The 18,973-nt window shown below is 71.5% G+C and carries 18 protein-coding genes; 8 read left to right on the forward strand and 10 right to left on the reverse strand.

The window, feature by feature from the left end:
• Positions 1–125 precede the first annotated feature (125 nt).
• Together ACXKR8_RS47300 and egtD are read left to right on the forward strand one after the other, a co-directional pair.
• Positions 126–815: a TetR/AcrR family transcriptional regulator gene (locus ACXKR8_RS47300; RefSeq protein ID WP_458270723.1), complete on the forward strand. Its 690-nt coding sequence runs from the start codon at positions 126–128 to the stop codon at positions 813–815.
• Positions 812–1,804, forward strand: coding sequence for an L-histidine N(alpha)-methyltransferase (gene egtD, locus ACXKR8_RS47305; RefSeq protein WP_458270724.1), 993 nt, complete (start codon positions 812–814; stop codon positions 1,802–1,804). Before ACXKR8_RS47300 ends, egtD begins: the two co-directional genes overlap by 4 nt.
• On the opposite strand, the gene ACXKR8_RS47310 is transcribed toward egtD, so the two are convergent.
• The 4 genes from ACXKR8_RS47310 to ACXKR8_RS47325 all read right to left on the reverse strand — a co-directional run bounded on the left by ACXKR8_RS47310 (position 1,798) and on the right by ACXKR8_RS47325 (position 8,247).
• A complete protein-coding gene (locus tag ACXKR8_RS47310; RefSeq protein ID WP_462100161.1) occupies positions 1,798–4,908 on the reverse strand; it encodes an nSTAND1 domain-containing NTPase in 3,111 nt (1,036 codons plus the stop codon). The genes egtD and ACXKR8_RS47310 overlap by 7 nt on opposite strands.
• Complete coding sequence (locus ACXKR8_RS47315) at positions 4,832–6,301, reverse strand: caspase, EACC1-associated type (protein WP_462100162.1); 1,470 nt, start codon at positions 6,299–6,301, stop codon at positions 4,832–4,834. The genes ACXKR8_RS47310 and ACXKR8_RS47315 overlap by 77 nt, the downstream gene beginning before the upstream one ends.
• The gene (locus ACXKR8_RS47320) at positions 6,298–6,702 is read right to left on the reverse strand and encodes an effector-associated constant component EACC1 (protein WP_458270726.1); all 405 of its coding nucleotides are present in this window, start codon (positions 6,700–6,702) and stop codon (positions 6,298–6,300) included. The genes ACXKR8_RS47315 and ACXKR8_RS47320 overlap by 4 nt, the downstream gene beginning before the upstream one ends.
• A 90-nt stretch (positions 6,703–6,792) precedes the next feature.
• On the reverse strand, positions 6,793–8,247 hold the full coding sequence (locus ACXKR8_RS47325; protein WP_458270727.1) for an FAD-dependent monooxygenase: 1,455 nt from the start codon (positions 8,245–8,247) through the stop codon (positions 6,793–6,795).
• Positions 8,248–8,358: 111 nt separating this feature from the next.
• Between ACXKR8_RS47325 and ACXKR8_RS47330 the strand changes: the two genes are divergently transcribed.
• The gene (locus ACXKR8_RS47330) at positions 8,359–8,961 is read left to right on the forward strand and encodes a TetR/AcrR family transcriptional regulator C-terminal domain-containing protein (protein ID WP_458270728.1); all 603 of its coding nucleotides are present in this window, start codon (positions 8,359–8,361) and stop codon (positions 8,959–8,961) included.
• A gap of 28 nt (positions 8,962–8,989) precedes the next feature.
• Here ACXKR8_RS47330 and ACXKR8_RS47335 read toward each other — a convergent pair whose 3' ends face one another.
• Positions 8,990–9,298, reverse strand: a complete 309-nt coding sequence (locus tag ACXKR8_RS47335) for a hypothetical protein (protein WP_458270729.1) — start codon at positions 9,296–9,298, stop codon at positions 8,990–8,992.
• Between the two features lie 225 nt (positions 9,299–9,523).
• On the opposite strand from ACXKR8_RS47335, the gene ACXKR8_RS47340 reads away from it, so the two are divergent.
• The 3 genes from ACXKR8_RS47340 (at position 9,524) to ACXKR8_RS47350 (ending at position 14,300) form a co-directional block, all read left to right on the forward strand.
• Positions 9,524–11,875 carry a discoidin domain-containing protein gene (locus ACXKR8_RS47340; protein WP_458270730.1) on the forward strand — a complete coding sequence of 784 codons (2,352 nt, stop codon included), beginning with the start codon at positions 9,524–9,526 and terminating at the stop codon, positions 11,873–11,875.
• Positions 11,876–12,347: 472 nt separating this feature from the next.
• Positions 12,348–13,517 (forward strand): cytochrome P450, encoded by a 1,170-nt coding sequence (locus tag ACXKR8_RS47345; RefSeq protein WP_458270731.1) that lies wholly within the window; start codon positions 12,348–12,350, stop codon positions 13,515–13,517.
• Between the two features lie 9 nt (positions 13,518–13,526).
• Positions 13,527–14,300: an isocitrate lyase/PEP mutase family protein gene (locus tag ACXKR8_RS47350; RefSeq protein ID WP_458270732.1), complete on the forward strand. Its 774-nt coding sequence runs from the start codon at positions 13,527–13,529 to the stop codon at positions 14,298–14,300.
• Between the two features lie 65 nt (positions 14,301–14,365).
• Here ACXKR8_RS47350 and ACXKR8_RS47355 read toward each other — a convergent pair whose 3' ends face one another.
• From ACXKR8_RS47355 to ACXKR8_RS47365, 3 genes are all read right to left on the reverse strand, one after another.
• Positions 14,366–14,830, reverse strand: a complete 465-nt coding sequence (locus ACXKR8_RS47355) for a MarR family transcriptional regulator (RefSeq protein WP_458270733.1) — start codon at positions 14,828–14,830, stop codon at positions 14,366–14,368.
• Positions 14,827–15,531, reverse strand: coding sequence for an SDR family oxidoreductase (locus ACXKR8_RS47360; RefSeq protein ID WP_458270734.1), 705 nt, complete (start codon positions 15,529–15,531; stop codon positions 14,827–14,829). The genes ACXKR8_RS47355 and ACXKR8_RS47360 overlap by 4 nt, the downstream gene beginning before the upstream one ends.
• A 176-nt stretch (positions 15,532–15,707) precedes the next feature.
• Positions 15,708–15,833: a VOC family protein gene (locus ACXKR8_RS47365; protein ID WP_458270735.1), complete on the reverse strand. Its 126-nt coding sequence runs from the start codon at positions 15,831–15,833 to the stop codon at positions 15,708–15,710.
• A 79-nt stretch (positions 15,834–15,912) separates the two neighbouring features.
• Between ACXKR8_RS47365 and ACXKR8_RS47370 the strand changes: the two genes are divergently transcribed.
• Entirely contained in the window at positions 15,913–16,380 is a 468-nt protein-coding gene (locus tag ACXKR8_RS47370; RefSeq protein WP_458270736.1) for a MarR family winged helix-turn-helix transcriptional regulator, read from the forward strand.
• A 96-nt stretch (positions 16,381–16,476) separates the two neighbouring features.
• On the forward strand, positions 16,477–17,013 hold the full coding sequence (locus ACXKR8_RS47375; RefSeq protein ID WP_458270737.1) for an NUDIX hydrolase family protein: 537 nt from the start codon (positions 16,477–16,479) through the stop codon (positions 17,011–17,013).
• Between the two features lie 61 nt (positions 17,014–17,074).
• Here the strand turns inward: ACXKR8_RS47375 and ACXKR8_RS47380 are convergent, their stop codons facing one another.
• Positions 17,075–17,911, reverse strand: a complete 837-nt coding sequence (locus tag ACXKR8_RS47380) for a DUF427 domain-containing protein (RefSeq protein ID WP_458270738.1) — start codon at positions 17,909–17,911, stop codon at positions 17,075–17,077.
• A gap of 40 nt (positions 17,912–17,951) precedes the next feature.
• On the reverse strand, positions 17,952–18,968 hold the full coding sequence (locus ACXKR8_RS47385) for a 2-oxoglutarate and iron-dependent oxygenase domain-containing protein (protein ID WP_458270739.1): 1,017 nt from the start codon (positions 18,966–18,968) through the stop codon (positions 17,952–17,954).
• Between the last annotated feature and the right edge of the window lie 5 nt (positions 18,969–18,973).

Below are 18,973 nucleotides of genomic sequence, written 5' to 3' on the forward strand. Positions count from 1 at the left end.
GGAGCCTAGCACTAAACGGATAGAACGTATCCACTTGGTTCCCGCCGTGATCACCCCCCCCCAACTGCTGCGCGGCTACCATGAGGTGGCCGTCCCCCCGCGTCCGCTGCCCAGAGAGCGAAGCCATGACCGAAGACAGCCCCCGGCAGCCGCCGCTGCGCAAGGACGCGGAGCGCAATCGCCGGCTGATCCTGACGGCGGCGCGGGAGGTGTTCCACGACTGGGGGGTCGCGGCGACGCTCAATGACGTCGCCCGGCACGCCAACCTGGGTGTGGGCACGGTCTACCGGCGCTTCTCCAACAAGGAGGAGCTCATCGACGCGCTCTTCGAGGACATGGTCGACACCGTCGACCGCTGTCTCGCCGACGCCCTGGCCGAGCAGGACGCCTGGCTGGGGCTGACCCGCTGCCTGTACCGGGTCTGCGAGATCCAGTCCTTCGACCGCGGCCTGCGCGAGGTCATGCTGGGCACCGGGCGCGGCCCGGCCCGGCAGGCGCAGATGCACGGGCGGGTGAAGCCCTCCGTGGAGCGGCTGCTGGCGCGGGCCCAGGAGCAGGGCATGCTCCGTGCCGACGTGGTGCCCTCCGACTTCCCGGTGCTGCAGTTGATGACCGCCGCGGTCAGCGAGTTCGACCCGGGGTCCGACACCTGGCGCCGCTATCTCGCCGTGCTCATCGACGGCCTCCGGGCCCGCCCGGACGTGGGCACCCTCCCGCCCGGCATCGCCGACGAGGAGGACGTCGAGCAGGCCGTCATCGACGTCAGCCTGCGGGACGCGCGCTCCCGCTCCGACCGCAAGGATCCGCACCCATGAACGAGAGCCGCCTCACCGTCGACGACCGGCTGCCTGCCGACTTCTTCACCGCCACGCTGCACCAGGACGTCCGCAGCGGGCTGACCGCCGTGCCGCGGACGCTGCCGGCGAAGTGGCTCTACGACCAGCGCGGCAGCGAGCTGTTCGAGCAGATCACCGGGCTGCCGGACTACTACCCGACCCGGGCCGAGCAGGAGATCCTCACCCACCGGGCCACCGAGATCGCCGCGCTCACCCGGGCCACGACCCTGATCGAGCTGGGCTCCGGCTCCTCCCGCAAGACCCGGCTGCTGCTGGACGCGCTGACCGCGGGCGGGACCCTGCGGCGCTACGCGCCCCTGGACGTCAGCGCGAGCGCGCTGGAGGAGGCGGGCCGGGCGATCTGCCGCGACTACCCCGACCTGGAGGTGACCGCCACGGTGGCCGACTACGAGACCGGCCTCGGCACCGTCGCCTCCGCAGGCTCCACCGAGCCCGGGCCGCGGCTGCTGAGCTTCCTCGGCAGCACCGTCGGCGGCTTCGGCGCCGACGAACGGCTCGCCTTCCACCGCACCCTGGCCCGTGTCCTCGGCGGCGGCGACCAGCTGCTGCTCGGCGCGGACCTGGTGAAGAGCCCGGAGCAGCTGGTCCGGGCCTACGACGACCCGACCGGGGTCAGCGCCGCGTTCAACAAGAACGTCCTGCACGTTCTCAACCGCGAGCTCGGCGCGGACTTCGACCCGGACGCCTTCGATCACGTCGCCCGCTGGAACAGCGGGTCGGATCGCATGGAGATGAGCCTGCGGGCCCGTACCCCGCAGACCGTCGGCATCCCCGGCCTCGGCCTGTCCCTGGACCTCGCCGCGGGCGAGGACATCCGCACCCAACTCGCCCACAAGTTCCGCCGCGACTCCCTCACCGCCGAACTCCACGACTGCGGCCTCACCGTCCGCCACTGGTGGACCGACCCCGCCGACCGCTTCGCCCTGCTGCTGGCGGCCCCTCACTGACCAGGGGGGCAGGGTGGCTGGTACAGCCGGTCGGGCAGGTAGCGCTTCCACTGCTGACGGGTGATCGGATCGCCCACCGCGTTGCAGAGGTCGCTGATGACCGGATCCGGGGTGGTGTCCCACAGGTCCACCCCGGCACTGGCCCTGAGGATGGCGAGCAGGCGGCCGTTCGGGCTGTAGGCGAGGGCGTAGAGGCTGCTGACCGGGGACATCGGCAGATAGGACTCTCGAACCGGGTCGTCGGGATCGCTGAGGTCCCAGATCTCGGGGCGGTCGCCCTCGCTCGCATCCGTGGTGATGTTCTGATCGATCAGCGCCAGGCGGGTTCCGTCGGGGGTGAAGGCGATCGGGCCGCCGTACTCGCCGATGGTCACGCTGACCGGTGCGCCGGTCGGCCGCTGTCCGTCGACATGCCACAGCAGCAGCGTTCCATTGCTCTGGTAGGCCGCGAGGAGCTTGCCGTCCGGCCGGAACGCCAGGTCCGCGGAGTCGACGTCCGGCTTGAGCTGCTGGGTCCACAGGGTGGTGGGGTGGGCGGGGTCGGTGAGGTCCCGGCCCACCAGCCGTACCCCGGTGGTCAGCCAGGAGTCCTTGGGCTTCCCGAGGGGTGCTTCCTCGGTGACGAGCGTCCTGCCGTCCGGGGAGAAGGCGATGCGCGGTGAGGTCGAGGTGAAACTGCCGACCTGGCGCGGGTGCCGCGGGTCCGAGATGTCGAAGAGCCTGACCTTGGGCGTCGATCGGTTGGCGGCGTTCCAGCCGTTCAGGTCCGACACGGCGAGCAGCGGCCGGGTGGGGCTGAAGGCGATCGACTGCACCCCGTCGACCAGTTCGTCGCCGATCGTGGCCAGCGGCGGTCCGGTGGGGTGGGCCGTGTCGCGCAGGCGGACACCGACGTTCTGGGTCTTGGGCTTCGTGCCCGGGTAGACCTCGATGTCGGCGAGGATGCTCCCGTCGGGGCTCAGCGCTATCCCGCTGCCGGTGAACATGTCGGGGGCCGGTGTGGTGGCCAGCAGCCGCTTCTCCCGCCCCGGGGTCACGTCCACCAGGTCGTTGACGCCGAATCCCTGCACCGCGAGCAGCTCGTTCCGGCCGGCCGCCCTGAAGGCCATCTGGCCCCCGGTCCCGGGAGTCAGTGACACGAAGTCGCTGGCTCCGGGCTGAGCGGCGTTGGACAGGTACCAGACCAGGACGCCGCGGTCGGTGGTCTGCAGCAGTCTGCGGCTCTTGCTCGGGTCGAAGACGACGGTGCCGGATTCCGTGGACGAACCCTGGACGGTCATCGAGGTCCCGGACACGATCACGCCGGGATCGGAGTCCGTCGAGTACAGCCAGGCGTGCCAGTCCTCGCCGCAGAGTCCGACGAGCTGGTCGTGGGCCGGGCTGAAGGCCAGGGAGGTCAGGCTGTCGAAGCAGGTGTCCGGTGAGACCGACGAGTCCTCCGGTATGCGCCGGGGCGCGCGCGGGTCGTCGAGCCGCCACAGGCCCAGGGCGTCCCCCGACTTCACCGGGACCGGGGCCGCCAGCAGCAGCCCGGTACGGTCGAAGGCCAACCGGTGCAGTGGACTCGCGAACACCGAACTGCTGGTGTACGGCGACGCGGTGAGGGCGCCGACCTGGTGCGGGTGTCCCGGGTCGGCCACGTTCCAGAGCAGGATCCGGCCGTCCACGCTGAGGCTGGCCAGCAGGCCGCGTCGGGGTGAGACGGCCAGCGAGTCGACCTGCTTGGAGTGCCCCGGGAGCGGCGGCAGAGCGGTCGGCGTGCTGCGGTCGCTGATGTTCCAGACCAGGATCGCGCCGGTGGAGACGCCGCCGAACAGGGTGCTGCCGTCCGTGCTGAGAGCGAGCGCGGTCACCGCGTGGTTCTCGTTCAGCGCGGCGGTCTGCCGTGGGTGGACGGGATCCGAGATGTCCCACAGGCGTACCGTGGCCGTGTTCGGCAGGCGACTGCTGTAGGTGACCGCGCTCAGGGTCCGGCCGTCGTGGCTGACGGCGATCGGGCCGACCGCGTCCGCGCGGATCCGCCCGGAGTTGCTGCCGGCCCGGAGCACGATCGAGTCCCCGGTCGAGATCGCGAGCACCCGTCCGTCCGCACTGTAGGCGAGGTCGTGCGCCGCCTCCTGGGCGTTGATCACGCCAGGGGTGCGCTGGCTGTTCAGCAGCGCGCCGCGGCCGGCGTCGTGGTTGATCTGGTACGCGAGCAGACTGAGTTGTTTGGCCAGGCCCGGCTGCTGGTCGCGCAGGTCCTCGGCCTCGGCCGCGAGATACCGCGCGAGGTTGCGTTGGCGCGCCTGCTCGGCCTGCCGTTGGAACACCACCACACCGACCAGGCCTGCCGTGGCCAGCACCGCCAGTGCGGTGAGGATCGCCACCGCGATCCGGCGTACCCGGGCGCCCCGGCGCTCCTGCCGCCAGGAGGCGCCCATGAACTCGGCGAGGCCGGGATCGAGATCCGCCGTCCGCGCCGGAGTCTGCGCGGCCAGTTCCCGCAGGGTGTTCAGCCGGTTGCCCCGGTAGAGCAGCGAGGGGTCCCGTCCCGAGCGCTGCCAGGCGACGGCGCCGTCGGCGAGCTGCTGGCGGGCGCGCAGCCAGTCACGGTCCGCGTCGACCCAGGTCTGCAGCTCGGGCCATTCGCGCAGCAGGGCCTCATGGCTGATCCGGACCGTGTCGCGCTCCAGCGTGAGCAGACGGGCGTCGGCGAGCTGCTTGATCGCGCCCTGCGCGACCTCGGTGTCGGGCAGGCCGTGCAGGAGCGCGGAACGCCGCACCGGCTGGGCGGTGTCGGCGACGCCTTCGCCCACCCGGACGAGTCGGGGCAGCATCAGCCGGACCGCCTCCCGCCCGTCCTGGTCGAGCTGGTCGTAGACGTTCTCGGCCGTGGTCGCGATGGCTCTGGCGATCCCGCCGGTCGCGCGGTAGCCGGAGACCGTCAGCCGATTTCCGGCGCGGTTCTTCCAGGTCTCCTGCAGCACGTGCGAGAGCAGCGGCAGCGCCGCGGCCGGGTGCTGCCCCTCGGCTGTGCCGCCCAGTTCATGCAGGATGAGGTCGGCGAGCCCGTCGTCGAGCGACCAGCCCGCAGCGGCCGGCCGGTTTCTCGATCGAGGCACGCAGCTCCTCGGCGGTCATCGGCTCGACCAGCAGCTGACGCTCGCTCAGCACAGCGAGCAGGTCGGGCTGGGCGGCGGCCTGGGCGTAGAAGTCCGCCCGCAGGGCGAGGACCACCAGCGCGCCTGGTGCCTGGTCCCCGGTCGGCCGGGCGATGGCGGTCACCGCTCGGAGGAACGCGGTCTGCTCCGACGGGTCCGAGCAGAGGGTGAACAGCTCCTCCAACTGGTCGACGAGCACGATCAGCCGTTCTCCCGGCCGGCCGGCCAGCAGTCGGTCCACCAGGGCGACCGCGCGGTCCGGGTCCTCCCGCAGGGATGCGGCGGCATCGGTGGCCGCGGGGTCGAGCTGTGCGGCCAGACTCCGCAGCGGGCTCTCGCCGGGAGTCAGCCGCCGGCTGGGCCAGCGGGCCGACCCGGGCACGCCGTCGTCCCGCAGTCGGGCCAACAGACCGGCGTTGAGCAGGGACGTCTTCCCGGAGCCGGACGATCCGACCAGAATCAGCGGACCTGGCTGTGTGACGGCCTGCTCCACCGCTGCCCGGAGCCGCTCGGTCATGGCGGCCCGCCCGAAGAACACATCGGCCTCGGCCACCGCGAACGGGTCCAGGCCCGAGTAGGGGCAGCGCCCGGCCGCGGGTGGTTCGGCCTCCTCGGGTGTCGGCGGGTGCGCCGGGTTGAGCGCGATGACCAGCTGTCCGGAGCGGTCGCCGGCCCGCAGTTGCGGCAAGGGCCGCTGCCGGTCGCCCAGCGTGCGGAACAGCGCGTCGTACGCCGCGTCCAGGGTCAGTGCGTGCGGCCCGCGCGGGTCGCCGTCCGTCAGCAGGTCGATGAAGGCGCCGGTGAACGCGGTGTGCTCGGCGTTCTCCGGAGCGTGGGCCAGCTGTTCCGCGGACCCGAGCAGGTAGAGGCCGGGCGCGGGGGACATGGTGAACGCGGGGAGGGTGGGGCCGCCGCCCAGCGACGCGCGCCCGGAGAAGCAGCAGTCGAGGACCACCACGACGGAGGACGCCCTGCTGGCCCGGAGCGCCTGCCGCAGCGAGGAGACGGACAGCGCCTGGTGCTCGGCCATCCCGGGCGTCAGCCGGTCGGTGCCGGCGGCGGCCAGGTAGAGCTCTCCGTCCGGCCCGAGCAGGCCGTGTCCGATGAAGTAGACCAGCAGCACGGTGTCGGCCTGTTGCGCCGCCTCGGCGACGGCGCGGGCCATGGTCTGGGCGTCCGGCGGATCGAGCACCGCGGTCATCCGGTCGGGACGCACCCCGCACCGCTCGATCAGCACGGTCCGCAGGTCGTGGAAACTCCGGGCGACCGAGGGCACCGAGGGCAGCAGGGGACCCCGGTGGGTGGCGGTGCCGATCAGCAGGGCCCGCACACCCGCGCCGGACAGGTCGGTCACGGGAGCCGGCGGTGCTCGGACGGGTCCGTCCGCGGCGGCTCCGGACGCAACAGAGCCGCCATGTGGTCGACCTGCTGCTGCAGGGCGGTGGTGTCCAGGTCGGACACCCGCTTGGCCGTCAGCTCCAGCGAACTGCGGTCCGGAAGCGTCACTTTGATGTGGACGTCGCCGCGGCGGCTGCGCAGCCAGGCGATGAGGCCGGTGGCGAACGCGGTGGCCGCCCCACCCGGGCCGAGAGCCACCGTCAGCGCGTCCAGCACGGGGCCCAGCGTGCCCGGCTCCGGCGGGGTCTCGCTGAGGTCGACACGGCCCCGCAATTGCTGGACCTCGGCCAACCATTCGTACAGGGAGCGGAGTTGATCGCCCGCATCCGGGCACTCCGCTGCTACGACGATGTCCATGATTCCCCCGGTGCGATGCTGCGTCAGATGGTCGAGACTACTGAATTCGCCCGGGAATCGTTGGTGAACGGCCGAGTGCGACCGTATCCGCTACCGAGCAGGGCCGAGCCAGCGGGTGAGCGCGGTGGACAGGGGTTCGTCGGAGTCGGAGGTCCAGGCGACGTATCCGTCCGGGCGGACCAGCAGGCCCTCGGGTCCGTCGCAGCTCCCCACGGTGAGGTCGACCCGGTCGGCCCAGCCGGTCGGCATCGCATCGGCGTCGGCGAGGACCAGCTGGGCCCGGCCGGAGCGGTGACGGGGGGTCAGCAGGACGGGGCCTTCCGCCGTCTTCACGGTCAGCCCGGCGGGGCAGACCCTTCCCACCTCGTCGCGGTCGGATTCCCCCGGGTAGCGGATGTCGTTGCCGCCCATCAGGTCGGTCAGCCAGCGGTTGGCGTCGTCCTGGTCGAGCAGGCGGGTGAACAGCTCGCGCAGGGCGTCGACGTGCGGTCCCGGCCGCATCAGCGCGACCTGGGCGCGGGTGTTGTCCAGGACCCGTGCGGCGACCGGCCGGCGCTCCGCGGTGTAGCTGTCGAGCAGGGCTTCGGGCGCCTTGCCGCAGGCGACCAATGCGAGCTTCCAGCCCAGGTTGGCCGCGTCGCCGAGGCCGAGGTTGAGGCCCTGGCCGCCGAAGGGCGAGTGCACATGCGCGGCGTCGCCCGCGAGCAGCACCCGGCCGGCCCGGTAGCTGTCGGCGAGCCGGGCGTTGTCGGTGAAGCGGGTCAGCGAACCGACGGACCGTACGCCGACCTCGGTCCCGCTGGTGCGCCGCAGCGCTGCTTCGAACTCCTCGCGGGTGGCCGGCGCCTCCCGGTCGGTGGGCGGTCCGTCGAACCCGACGACCAGCAGCCGGCCGGGGAACGGCCCGTTCACCACCATGCCCCCGGGGCAGCGGTTCCAGCCGCGCGGCAGGAAGTCCGGGTCGTCCAGCTCGGCCACCGCCTGGTAGCCGGTGATCACCCCGTCCGTCCCGGGGAACGCGAAGCCGCCCAGTTTGCGCACCACCGAGCGTCCGCCGTCGGCGCCGACCAGCCAGTCCGCGCGCAGCGGGACCACCCCCTCCGGGCCCTCGGCCTCGACGGTCACCCCGTCCGGGTCCTGCTGGTAGGAGCGGACCCGCCAGCCGCGCCGGACCTCGACGCCCAGCTCGGCCGCCCGCTCGCCGAGCACCTGCTCCAGCGTCTGCTGCATCACCGGCAGCATCGGCGACACCTCGTAGGCGCTGGCCCGCAGCGCCCAGATCCCGGCGAAGTGCCCGCGCATCCCGCGGCCGGCCATCGTGCTCTGGAGCTGCTTGGTGTGCTCCGGCAGCAGCGCCTGGATCGGCTCGACCAGCCCGCGCCGCTCCAGCAGTTCCACACCCCGGCCCTGCACCGCTCCGGCCTTGATCCGCTGGTCGATCTCCGCCAGCGGCTCCAGCACCGCCGCCTCGATGCCGTTCAGCTTCAGTTCGCAGGCCAGCATCAGTCCGACCGGACCGGCGCCGGCGATCACGACGACAGACATCCTCATCACTCCTTAACGCTGTTAAGTTCCGCTGCCCACAGCGTGCACTGAACACTGTTAAGCTGTCAAGCGCCGGACCTGGACGGAGTGCGGCGGAAGAGGGGTCCGACGGTGAAACTGGAACGCGACGAGGTCGTCCGCACGGCGGTGCGCCTGCTGGACGAGGTCGGCCTGGACGGCCTGAGCATGCGCCGGCTGGCCAAGGAGCTGAACGTCCAGGCGCCGGCGCTCTACTGGCACTTCAAGAACAAGCAGGAACTCCTCGACCACATGCTGATCGCCATGGCCGGACCCCGGCTGCGGGTGCCCGAGCCCGGGCAGAGCTGGGACGACTGGCTGGTCGAACGCGGCCGGCTGCTGCGCCGGGGCATGCTCGCGCACCGCGACGGCGCCCGGCTGGCGGCGCTGACCCGGCCCACCCCGGATCTGATCCCGGCGATCGAGGTCATGGTCGGCGTGCTGCGCGAGGCCGGGTTCTCGGCCGGGGACGGGCTGCGGATGATCCTGGCCATCAGCAACTTCGTGACCGGCTCGGCGCTGGAGGAGCAGGGCGCGCAGGAGCGGCGGGGGGATACCGAGACCCCGGGCAGCGTGGACCTGGACGCGTTTCCCAACCTCAAGGACGCGATGGAGGCGCTGCGCGACCCGGAGACCATCTTCGAACACGGGCTCAAGGCCCTCGTCGTCGGCTTCCGGGCCGGCCTGGAACCCTGATCCCGGTCCCGGTCCCGGTCCTGGTCCGTCAGAACCGGTGGAAGCAGTCCTCGACGGTCCAGGTGTGGTCCAGTTCCTGACGGAGGGTCTGCAGCGCGGTGATCGCCTGCTGGTTGAACAGCTCCTGCTGCTGCCGCGGCCAGGGGGTCGGGTCCGGCGGGTAGTCCTCGTTGAGGGAGGACTGGTACCACGCGGACAGTCTGGCCAGCTCGTCCCGGGTCGCCGGAGTCACCGGCAGGCGGTCGAGGTCGACGGGGCTTCCGTAAGGGCTTTCGATGTCATCCGGCCACAGCGGCGTGTCGACGCCGTACTCGAAGAAGAACCGCAGACGGGGCATGCGCCCCACCCTCCCATAGCTGCGGCGGCCGCGGTGAGGGCTTGCGCAAGCGGGAGTTGTCGGAGAATTGCAGGATCTGCCTCCATCCTGTCGGGGGTGACACCCTCGATTTGCAGCAATCGGGCCTCTGGGCTTGACGTGATCATGATGCATGAGTTCAATCGGGGCTTGAAGAAAGAAGTGGAGCGTCATCCTCCACGTTCTCCTATGTGAAGGGTGCGACTGTTGGCGCATCACCGCTCCACACACGCGTACATTCCGAGGACCCGGCGCGCGCAGGTCCTGGTCGGTGGTGCGGCCGCGGCCGCCGCCGTCCTCGGCCTGGTCGTGTCCGCGCCGTCGCACCAGGCCGCGGCGGCGCTGGCTCCCACCGGGGTGAGCCAGGCCGCGGTGGTGAAGGCCAGTGCCTCGGGTGCCGCGATACCCGGCATGACCGAGTACGAGGCCGAAGGCGCGCAGGCGAGCACCAACGGCAGACTGATCGGGCCCGACTACACCCAGGGCGACCTGGCCACCGAGGCGTCCGGCCGACAGGCGGTGCAGCTGACCGGGCAGGGCCAGTACGTGCAGTTCAAGCTGACCGCCCCGGCCAACGCGCTGGACCTGCACTACGCCGTCCCGCAGGGCGCCTCGGGCAAGCTGTCGGTCTATGTCAACGGGACCAAGCTCAGCACCGAGCTGTCGCTGACCTCCGCGTACAGCTACATCAGTACCGGCGGTATCGCCGGCAGCAAGACCCATAAGCTCTACGACGACGTCCGGCTGCGGCTGCCCTCCGCGGTGGCCGTCGGAGCGACCGTCAGGTTCCAGGTGGACGCGGGCGACACCGCCCTTCCCTACACCGTCGACGTCGCTGACTTCTTCGACGTCGCCGGCCCCGCGGCGCAGCCGGCCGGCTCCATCTCGGTGGTCGGCGACGGCGCGGACGCCAGCGGCAGCGGCGACTCCACCAATGCCTTCCGTACCGCGATCGCCGCGGCGGCGTCAGCGGGCGTGCCGGTGTGGATACCCCAGGGCACCTTCCGGATCACCTCCGCGCTGCAGGTCAACAAGGCCACCATCGTCGGCGCCGGCAGCTGGTACTCGCAGCTGGCGGCCAATGAGTTCATCAACAACGGCTCGGCGGTCCCCGGCCCGGTCAACCTCAGCGGCTTCGCGATCCTCGGCTCCACGGTCGGCCGCCACGACGACAGCAGTGCCAACGCCATCAACGGATCACTCGGCAACGGCTCCGACGTCGACGGGCTGTGGATCCAGGACACCAACGTCGGCTTCTGGCTCCAGTACGGCAACAGCGGGATCACCGTGCAGAACAGCGTGGTGCTCTCCACGGACGCGGACGGCCTGAACTTCAACGGCAATGCCAGCAACAGCACGGTGAAGAACAACTTCCTGCGGAACACCGGTGACGACGGCCTGGCGCTGTGGTCCATGCCGGCTCCCGACACCGGCATCACCCTCAGCAACAACACCATCGTCCAGCCCTCGCTGGCCAACGGCATCGCCGTCTACGGCGGCTCCAACAACACCGTCACCGGCAACACCATCGCCGACACCAATGCCCTGGGCAGCGGCATCGCGATCTCCAACCAGGCGTTCCTGTCCCCGTTCACCCCGCTGTCGGGTACCACCACGGTCTCCAACAACACCCTGGTCCGGACCGGCGCGCTGAACCCCAACTGGGGCCACGCGATGGGCGCGATCCGCTTCGACTCCTACAACTCGGCCTTCTCCAACGCGACCGTCAACATCAGCGGCAATACCATCGACTACAGCCCGTACGAGGCGTTCGAGATGGTCTCTGGCGGCGGCTCCGGCTACGCCGTCACCGGGCTCAACTTCAGCAACAACACCGTCAACTGGACCGGTACCACGGTGTTCCAGGCCGAGACCACCGGCTCCGCCCAGGTCAGCGGGCTGACCGCGGCCAACGTCAAGGTCGCCGGCACCTACGACTACGGCTACCCCAACAACACCGCGGGCACCTTCGCCGTCAACCAGGGCAGTGGGAACGTGGGCTGGAGCACCTCCCCGGTGCTGACCGCCATCCCGGCGCCGACCTCGCTGCCGCCGACCGGCCCGGCCCCCGGGACCGGTACCCCGCCCACCACCACCCCGCCGACCACGACGCCGCCCACCACGACGCCGCCGACCGGTACCGACCTGGCCCTGCACGCGGCGGTGACCGACACTGGCCACACGCAGAACTACACCGCTGCCAACACCGTCGACGGTGACGCCAACTCCTACTGGGAGAGCGCCGACAACGCCTTCCCGCAGAGCCTGACCGTCGATCTCGGCACGACCCGCACGGTCTCCCGGGTGGTCCTCAAGCTGCCGCCGGCCACCGCCTGGGCCACCCGCACCGAGACCCTCTCGGTGCTCGGCAGCACCAACAACTCCAGCTACACCACCCTGTCCGCCTCCGCGGGCCGGGTCTTCAACCCCGCCACCGGCAACACGGTCACGATCACCCTCCCGGCCGGCACCAGCACCCGCTACCTGCGGCTGACCTTCACCGGCAACACCGGCTGGCCCGCCGGCCAGCTCTCCGAGTTCGAGGCGTACGCCTCCTGACGTCTCCGTCGTGGCCGGACGACGAATCCGTCGTCCGGCTACGGTCGCCCACCTGGCGGGCCCCGGCGGCCGCTATGTCACCGGCACCGCCATCGCCGTGGACGGCGGGTACACCAGCTGAGCTGCGGGCCGGAACGGCATATGCCCTTGCTGCCAACAGGCGTGCGTATACCGACGGCAGCTGGCTAACGTATCGGGAAAGCTGCCGAGGGGGATCGATGGACGAGGGCGAGCAGTCTCTGGGTACCGCGCCGGGCTCCTGCCATCGCTGCCATCGATGGACCTGGTCCGGCACCGTGATCGCGGAGATCCACAGCGACAGCGGGTACGGGGCCACGGTCGTCCGCTGCGGTGCCTGCAGCACTGCGGCCGGTCGTGACACGCCACCGCCGCAGCACCGGCGCAGGTCCTAGTCGCAGGTGCCGCAGCCACTGGGTCGCCAGGCGGCTGTCCCTGCGGGTAGCCTCGATCGATGATCACTGAGGGCTTTCCGCTCGGGGCGGCGGCGACGCTGGCACAGCTCACCGAGGACCCGCATCCGCTGCTGGCCGAGCTGCGGGCCGGGGAACCGGTGTCCTGGCTGCCGGCCCTCGGCGGCTGGCTGGTGACCCGGCGCGATCTGGCGATCGCGGTGATGCGCGACGCCCAGACCTACACGGTGGACGATCCGCGCTTCTCCACGGCGCAGGTGGTGGGCCCGAGCATGCTCTCGCTGGACGGTCCCGAGCACGCCGCCCACCGCGATCCCTTCACCGCGCCGTTCCGGCTGCGCGAGCTGCACGCGGGCTTCGCCGAGCGGATCCAGCAGCAGGCGACGCTGCTGGCGGACGGCCTGCGCCCGCAGGGAACGGCCGAACTGCGCCGCGCCTTCGCCGGGCCGCTGGCCACCGTGGTGATGACCGACATCCTCGGGCTCGCCGGAGACGACACCGCGACCGTTCTCGGCTGGTACGACGGCATCGTCCACGCGGTCAATCAGATCACCGAGGGGCGCCCGGCCGGGCCCGCCGGAGCCATGGCCTACGCCGAGCTGCGGGCGGCGGTCGCGGCCACGGTGCAGGCGGAGGCGGGCGGGCACTCCCTCCTGAGCAGTGCGGGCGGACAGCTGGGGCTGCCGGAGCTGGCCTCCAATGTGGCGGTGCTGCTGTTCGGCGGCATCGAGACCACCGAGGCGATGATCGCCAACGCGCTGCTGCACCTGCTGGACGACCCGGCCCAACTCGCCCTGGTGCGCGCCGACGACACCCTGCTGGACAACGCCGTCGAGGAGTCGCTGCGGCTGGAGCCGGGCGCGGCCGTCGTCGACCGCTACGCCACCCGTGACGCCCGGCTGGGCCCGGCCGAGATCCGGAAAGGGGACCTGGTCACGGTCTCCCTGGCCGGAGCCAATCGCGACCCCGCGGTCTTCACCGACCCCGACGCCTTCGACGTCCACCGGGCCAACTCCCGGCTGCAGTTGGCCTTCGCGCACGGCCCGCACTACTGCCTCGGCGCGCACCTGGCCCGGCTGGAGACCCGGATAGCGCTGCGCACCCTGCTCGACCGGCTGCCTGAGCTACGCCTCGATCCTGAGCGCCCCAGCTCCGTGCGCGGACTGGTCTTCCGCAAGCCCCCGACCCTGCACGCCCTCTGGGAGAAGTAAGGACCTGCCATGACCTTCGCCGACCTGCACCGCCCCGGCGAGACCCCCTTTCTGCTGCCCAATGCCTGGGACGTGCCCTCCGCCCTGGCCTTCGCCGAGGCCGGCTTCCCCGCGGTGGGCACCACCAGCTTCGGCGTGGCCGCGAGTGCCGGACACCCGGACGGCGGGCGAGCGAGCCGGGACGCGACCGCCGCACTCGTCCGCGCCCTGTCCGACCTGCCGGTCCACATCAGCGCCGACATCGAGGACGGATACGCCGACGACCCGGAACAGGTCGCCGCCTACACCGCCACGCTTGGCGCCGACGGGGTCAACATCGAGGACAGCACGGACGAGCAGCTGATCGACCCCGCGGTCCACGCCGCGAAGATCACCGCGGTCAAACGGCGCAGCCCCGGACTCTTCGTCAACGCCAGGATCGACACCTACTGGCTCGGCCAGGACGCCGACCTGCCCTCGACCCTGGCCCGCGCCGAGCAGTACGTGCGGGCCGGCGCCGACGGGATCTTCGTGCCAGGGGCCCGCACCCCGGACGACCTGGCCGCACTGGCCGCCGCGATCCCGGTGCCGCTGAACGTGCTGGTCGTTCCCGACCTCTCGCTGAGCGAGCTCGCGCGGCTCGGCGTGCGCCGGGTCAGCACCGGCTCGCTGCCCTACCGGGCCGCGATCGACGCTGCCGTGCACATCGCCACCGCCGTCCGCGAGGGCCTTCCCGTCCCCACCGCCACCCCCTACCCCGCGATGCAGCAGCGCCTGGCGGAGTACCACGCGGGCTCCCAGTGACGGTCCGCGAGTGGCGGCCGGGTTCCTGGGCGGGTGCCACGGGCTCGATTCGGCTGATGGACAAGCTACTTGTCCGTTGTGGATGCGTCCGCGTCGAGGAGCCGGGTGAGGAGGTCGGTGAGGCGTCCGAGGTCGTCGGGTGGGAGGGTGGCGATGGCCGGGGGTGGGCGCAGCAGGACCGCGTCGGCGGTCGCGATGGCGCGGTGCCCGGCGGCCGTGAGCGTGACCAGCTTGCGGCGCCGGTCGTCGGGGTGCGGTCGGCGTTCGACCAGGCCGTGGGCCTCCAGCTTGTCGACGATCAGGGTCGCGTAGGGGGCGTCGACCTGGTTGGCCGCCGCGAGTTGACTCAGGGTCAGCGGTCCTTCGCGGAGTTGGAAGAGGACTTTGCCTCGGCCGCCGCCGAGCCGGAATCCGAGGGCCTCGGCGAGCTCGCCCCGGCGGTTGTGGGCTTCGACGAAGCGGTGCATCAGGGCCCAGGCCTGCCGGACCGGATCGGCCGATCCCGCTGAGGCGGCCGCGGTCGCGCTCACCACGGCACCGTCCGGCCCAGGTAGTCGACGTAGTGCAGACCGGGGCTGTCCCGGAGGGCGTCGAGCGTCCTCACGACGTTCGGGATGCTCTCGTCGATGCCGAGCATGGCGTCCGAGCCACCGAGCTCGGTGCGTACCCAGCCGGGAGACATCAGGACCAGGGTCCGGGGCTCGCCGACATGCCGTGCCGCGTAGCTGCGCAGGAAGGTGTTGAGCGCGGCCTTGCTGCCGCGGTACACCTCGTGGCCGCCGCGCTCGTTGTTGGCGACGCTGCCCTGGCCCGAGGACATCACGGCGATGGTGCCGGCGGGCTCGACGAGGTCCTGCAGCGTCTCGATGACCCGCAGCGGGCTCAGTGCGTTGGTGACCATGACCCGGGTGAACTCCTCGGTCGAGGTCTCCGCCACGGTGGTTTCCGGCTGGCTGGTGACGCCGGCGTTGACGAAGAGCAGATCGAACCTACGGTTCGCCAGGCGGGTGTGCAGCGCTGTGATCTCCGCGGGCTCGGTGATGTCGACGGTCTCGATCTCGATCCGTCCGGGGTGGGCGTCGGCGAGGTCGTGCAGCGGGGTCCGGGCCGTGCCGCGGACGGTGGCCGTGACGTGGCGGCCGTCCTGGGCCCATTCCTGGGCCAGGGCCAGGCCCAGACCACGGGACGCGCCGATCAGCAGCACCCGCCTGCCAGAATCAATGATAGTCATAACAATAATTGTGTGGTGTATAACTAAAACCGTCAAGCCGGGCGCGCGATACCCCGTTGACCGCTCCTGCCGCCGTCGGGATCAGGCTCCGCTGTTGCCGCTGAGCTGGTCGTGGAAGGCCTGGGTGTCGGAGGTGGAGAACCACAGCGCGACGCCGAGGCCTGGACGCCCGGCGTTCAGGTCGGTGGGGGCGAGGCGGGGGTGCGGCGCAGGCCGAGGTTCTTCTCGCAGAACTCGGCGGCCGCCTCCAGGTCACGGACCTGGAGGGCGATGAAATCGGGGCCATCGATGCTGACGGACATGGGTGTTCTCCTCGAATCAATGTCAGGACTTTGACATACCGACGTTGGACCCCCGCCCCTGAGGTGTCAAAATACTGACATGAAGGACAGCTTTCGCCCGAAGGTCGAACCGCCCCACCCTGCCGGGGACGTACTCGACCATGTGGGCTACCGCCTCAAACGCGCCCATGCCGCCCTGCGCGGTGCCATGGACCAGGCCCTGCGCGGGCACGGTCTGACCGTGCCGCAGTACGCCTGTCTGGAGGTCCTCGCCGCACGCCCCGGCCTGTCGAACGCCGACCTCGCCCGCGCCACCTTCGTCACCCGCCAGTCCATGAACGTCGTCCTGCGCGGCCTCCAGGGCGAGGGACTGCTCGCCCGTCCCGCCACCGCCGTGACCGGCCGCGCCCGGCCCACGACTCTCACCGACGAGGGGCTGCGCCGTCTGAACGCGGCGCAGAAGGCCGTCTACGCGGTAGAGGCCCGCATGATCGAAGCCATCCCCGCCGACCGGCTGAGCGCGCTCCTCGAGGACTTCGACCGGATTGCGCAGGCACTCACGGACTGACCGCCGCCCCCGGCCGTGGTCGTCGGCCGTCCTCAGGTACCCCACCAGCGGCGATGGCACCTTGAGCCCCACCGGGTATGCACGTACGATCAGCAAATGTCAGACATAGCGGAAACCACGCCGGGATGGCTCGCCTCCGACGAACTTGAGCTGGCGCGCCGCCGGATGCCGATCCTCTACGTCGAAGCCGTGCCGGTCCGGGTCGACGACAGCGGGGAAGTGACGCACATCGGGCTTCTGCTGCGGATCGGGTCGGACGGGACGGTCAGCCGGGCCCTCGTCTCCGGCCGGGTGCTGCACCATGAGCGGGTGCGCGACGCCCTGCTGCGGCATCTGGAGAAGGACCTCGGCTCGATGGCCCTGCCCCGGGTCCCGGCCTCGCTGCAGCCCTTCACCGTCGCCGAGTACTTCCCGACGCAGGGGATCACCCCGTTCCACGACCCCCGCCAGCACGCGGTTTCCCTGGCCTACATCGTCCCGGTGAGCGGGGACTGCCGGCCCCGGCAGGACGCCCTCGACCTGGTGTGGTTCAGCCCGCAGGAGGCCTCGTCCCCGGCGGTCCAGCAGGAGATGCCGGGCGGCCAGGGCGTCCTGCTCAAGCAGGCGCTGGCCCACGCCGGCTGCCTGACCTGACCTGACGAGGCGACGTGATCACGGCAGACCGCAGGCCGGTCTGCCGTGATCTGTCGCGCCGTCAGTGTCCGGACGTCAGGTTCTTGGTGAAGCCGGTGACCGGCCGTTCCTGGCGCTCGCCGTCCACGGTGATGTCCACGGCCTCGTTGTAGAAGGCGATGTGGCCGCGGACGGTCTGCGCCGCGGGGATGGGGTCCGGGTAGCTCCAGGCGATGTTCGGCGGAGTGCCGCCGTCCGCGCCGTCGGCGGTGGTCAGGGACCAGTACTCGGCGGTGCCCTTGTAGGGGCAGGCGGTCCGCAGCTCGGTGGGGGTGAAGAGGTCGAGCCGGACGTCCTCGCGGGGGATGTAGTAGCGGGTCGGCAGCCGGGTCTCGAAGAGCAGCACGGGCTGACGGGTGTCGGCGACCAGCACGCCGTTGATCTCGACCTGGATGTGGCGGGAACTCTGCAGGGCGTCCACGCGCTTGTAGGGGTCGCGCGGGTGGACGAAGATCTCCTCCTCTTCCTCGAACCAGTGGTCCAGGCCGCGGCCGACCCGCTGGAACCACTCGAAGGCGATGTAGTCGGCGAGGTCCTCGCCCGGGAAGGTCCAGGCGGCGTTGGCCACGGTGGTGCCGTCGTCCAGGACCAGGTCGTAGAAGACCTCCGAGCCCGAGTGCCGGCCGGTGTCAGGCTCGGCCGCCGGGCGGAGCAGGCCCGCGCGGACGTCCGCGCGGGGGAACGCATACAGCGGCACGGCCTGGCCGGGCTCCCAGACCAGGACGGGCCGGCCGCTGTCGACGACGGTGGTGTCGCCCTTGGTGCCGCGGACCCGGCGGGCGCTGGGCTCCCAGGTGATGGCGTCCTCCGGCACCGGGTGGCGGCGGACGACGGGGGTGGTTGCTTCCGCGGTGCTCACGGAGTGCTCCTCAGGTCGGTGGAGAGAACGGGAAGGGATGTCACTGGGCGAGCTCGGCCACGTACGGGCGGCTCTCGCGCCAGGCCGCCTGCTGGTCCGGACGGCCGAAGACCTGGAGGTACTCCTCCACGTGCCGCGAGGCCAGCTCCCAGACCGAGACCGGCTCGTAGTCCGAGTCCTCCGGGTCGGCGAACGGCGGCAGCGGCTCGACCACGGTGTCCAGGCTCGGATAGACGAAGACGGCGGAGGAGCGGCGGGTGACCGAGCCGCCGGAGACCACCCGGTGCCGGCCGGGACGGGCCCGTCCCTCGGTCCAGTTGGTGAGCAGGGTCCCGCTGAAGACCTGGAGCGCCCCCGGCAGGATCGGCACGGACTGCCAGGTCCCGTCCGGGCGCTGGCCCTGCAGGCCCGCGTAGTCGCCCTCCTGGTGCAGCACGGTGACCGCCGAGCCGTCTGCGTGCTCCAGCAGCAGCAGCTTCTCCGCGTCGGCGTCGGTGCCGGTGTGGGTCCAGGTGGGGTAGTCGTTGACGACGAAGGTGGAGTAGCCGTCGTCGCCGACCGGGAAGGTGTCCGCCGGGACGCCGAGCACCCGGGCGTAGAGGGCCAGCACCCGGCGGCCGACGACCACCAGCGCGTCGCGGTAGCGGAACGCGGCCTCGCGCAGACCGGGCTCCTGCGGCGGCCATACGTTGACGTGCGTGTACAGGTCCGCCTGCGCCGGGGTCAGCCCGGCCGCGACGGCGTCCTCGGCGGTGTCGTACTGGCCGATGTTGATGCGCTCCAGCTCCAGTCGGCCGAAGTCGTCGGGCCACTGCCGCCAGCCGCGGTAGGGGTGGCCGGTGGGGCTGGCCAGCTTCGCCTTCTCCTGGTGCGGCAGCGCCAGCACCCGGCCGACGCCGAGGTGGAACTCGTCGATCACCTGCTGCGGGACGCCGTGGTTCACGTACTGGATGATGCCCACCTGTTCGAGCGCCGCACGGACGGTGGCGAGCAGTTCCTCGGGCGCGTCCTCGCTCAGGGCGGCCTGCAGGTCGATCACGGGGATGTTCACGGACATGGTGG

The sequence above is a fragment of the Streptacidiphilus sp. PAMC 29251 genome (assembly GCF_054208735.2).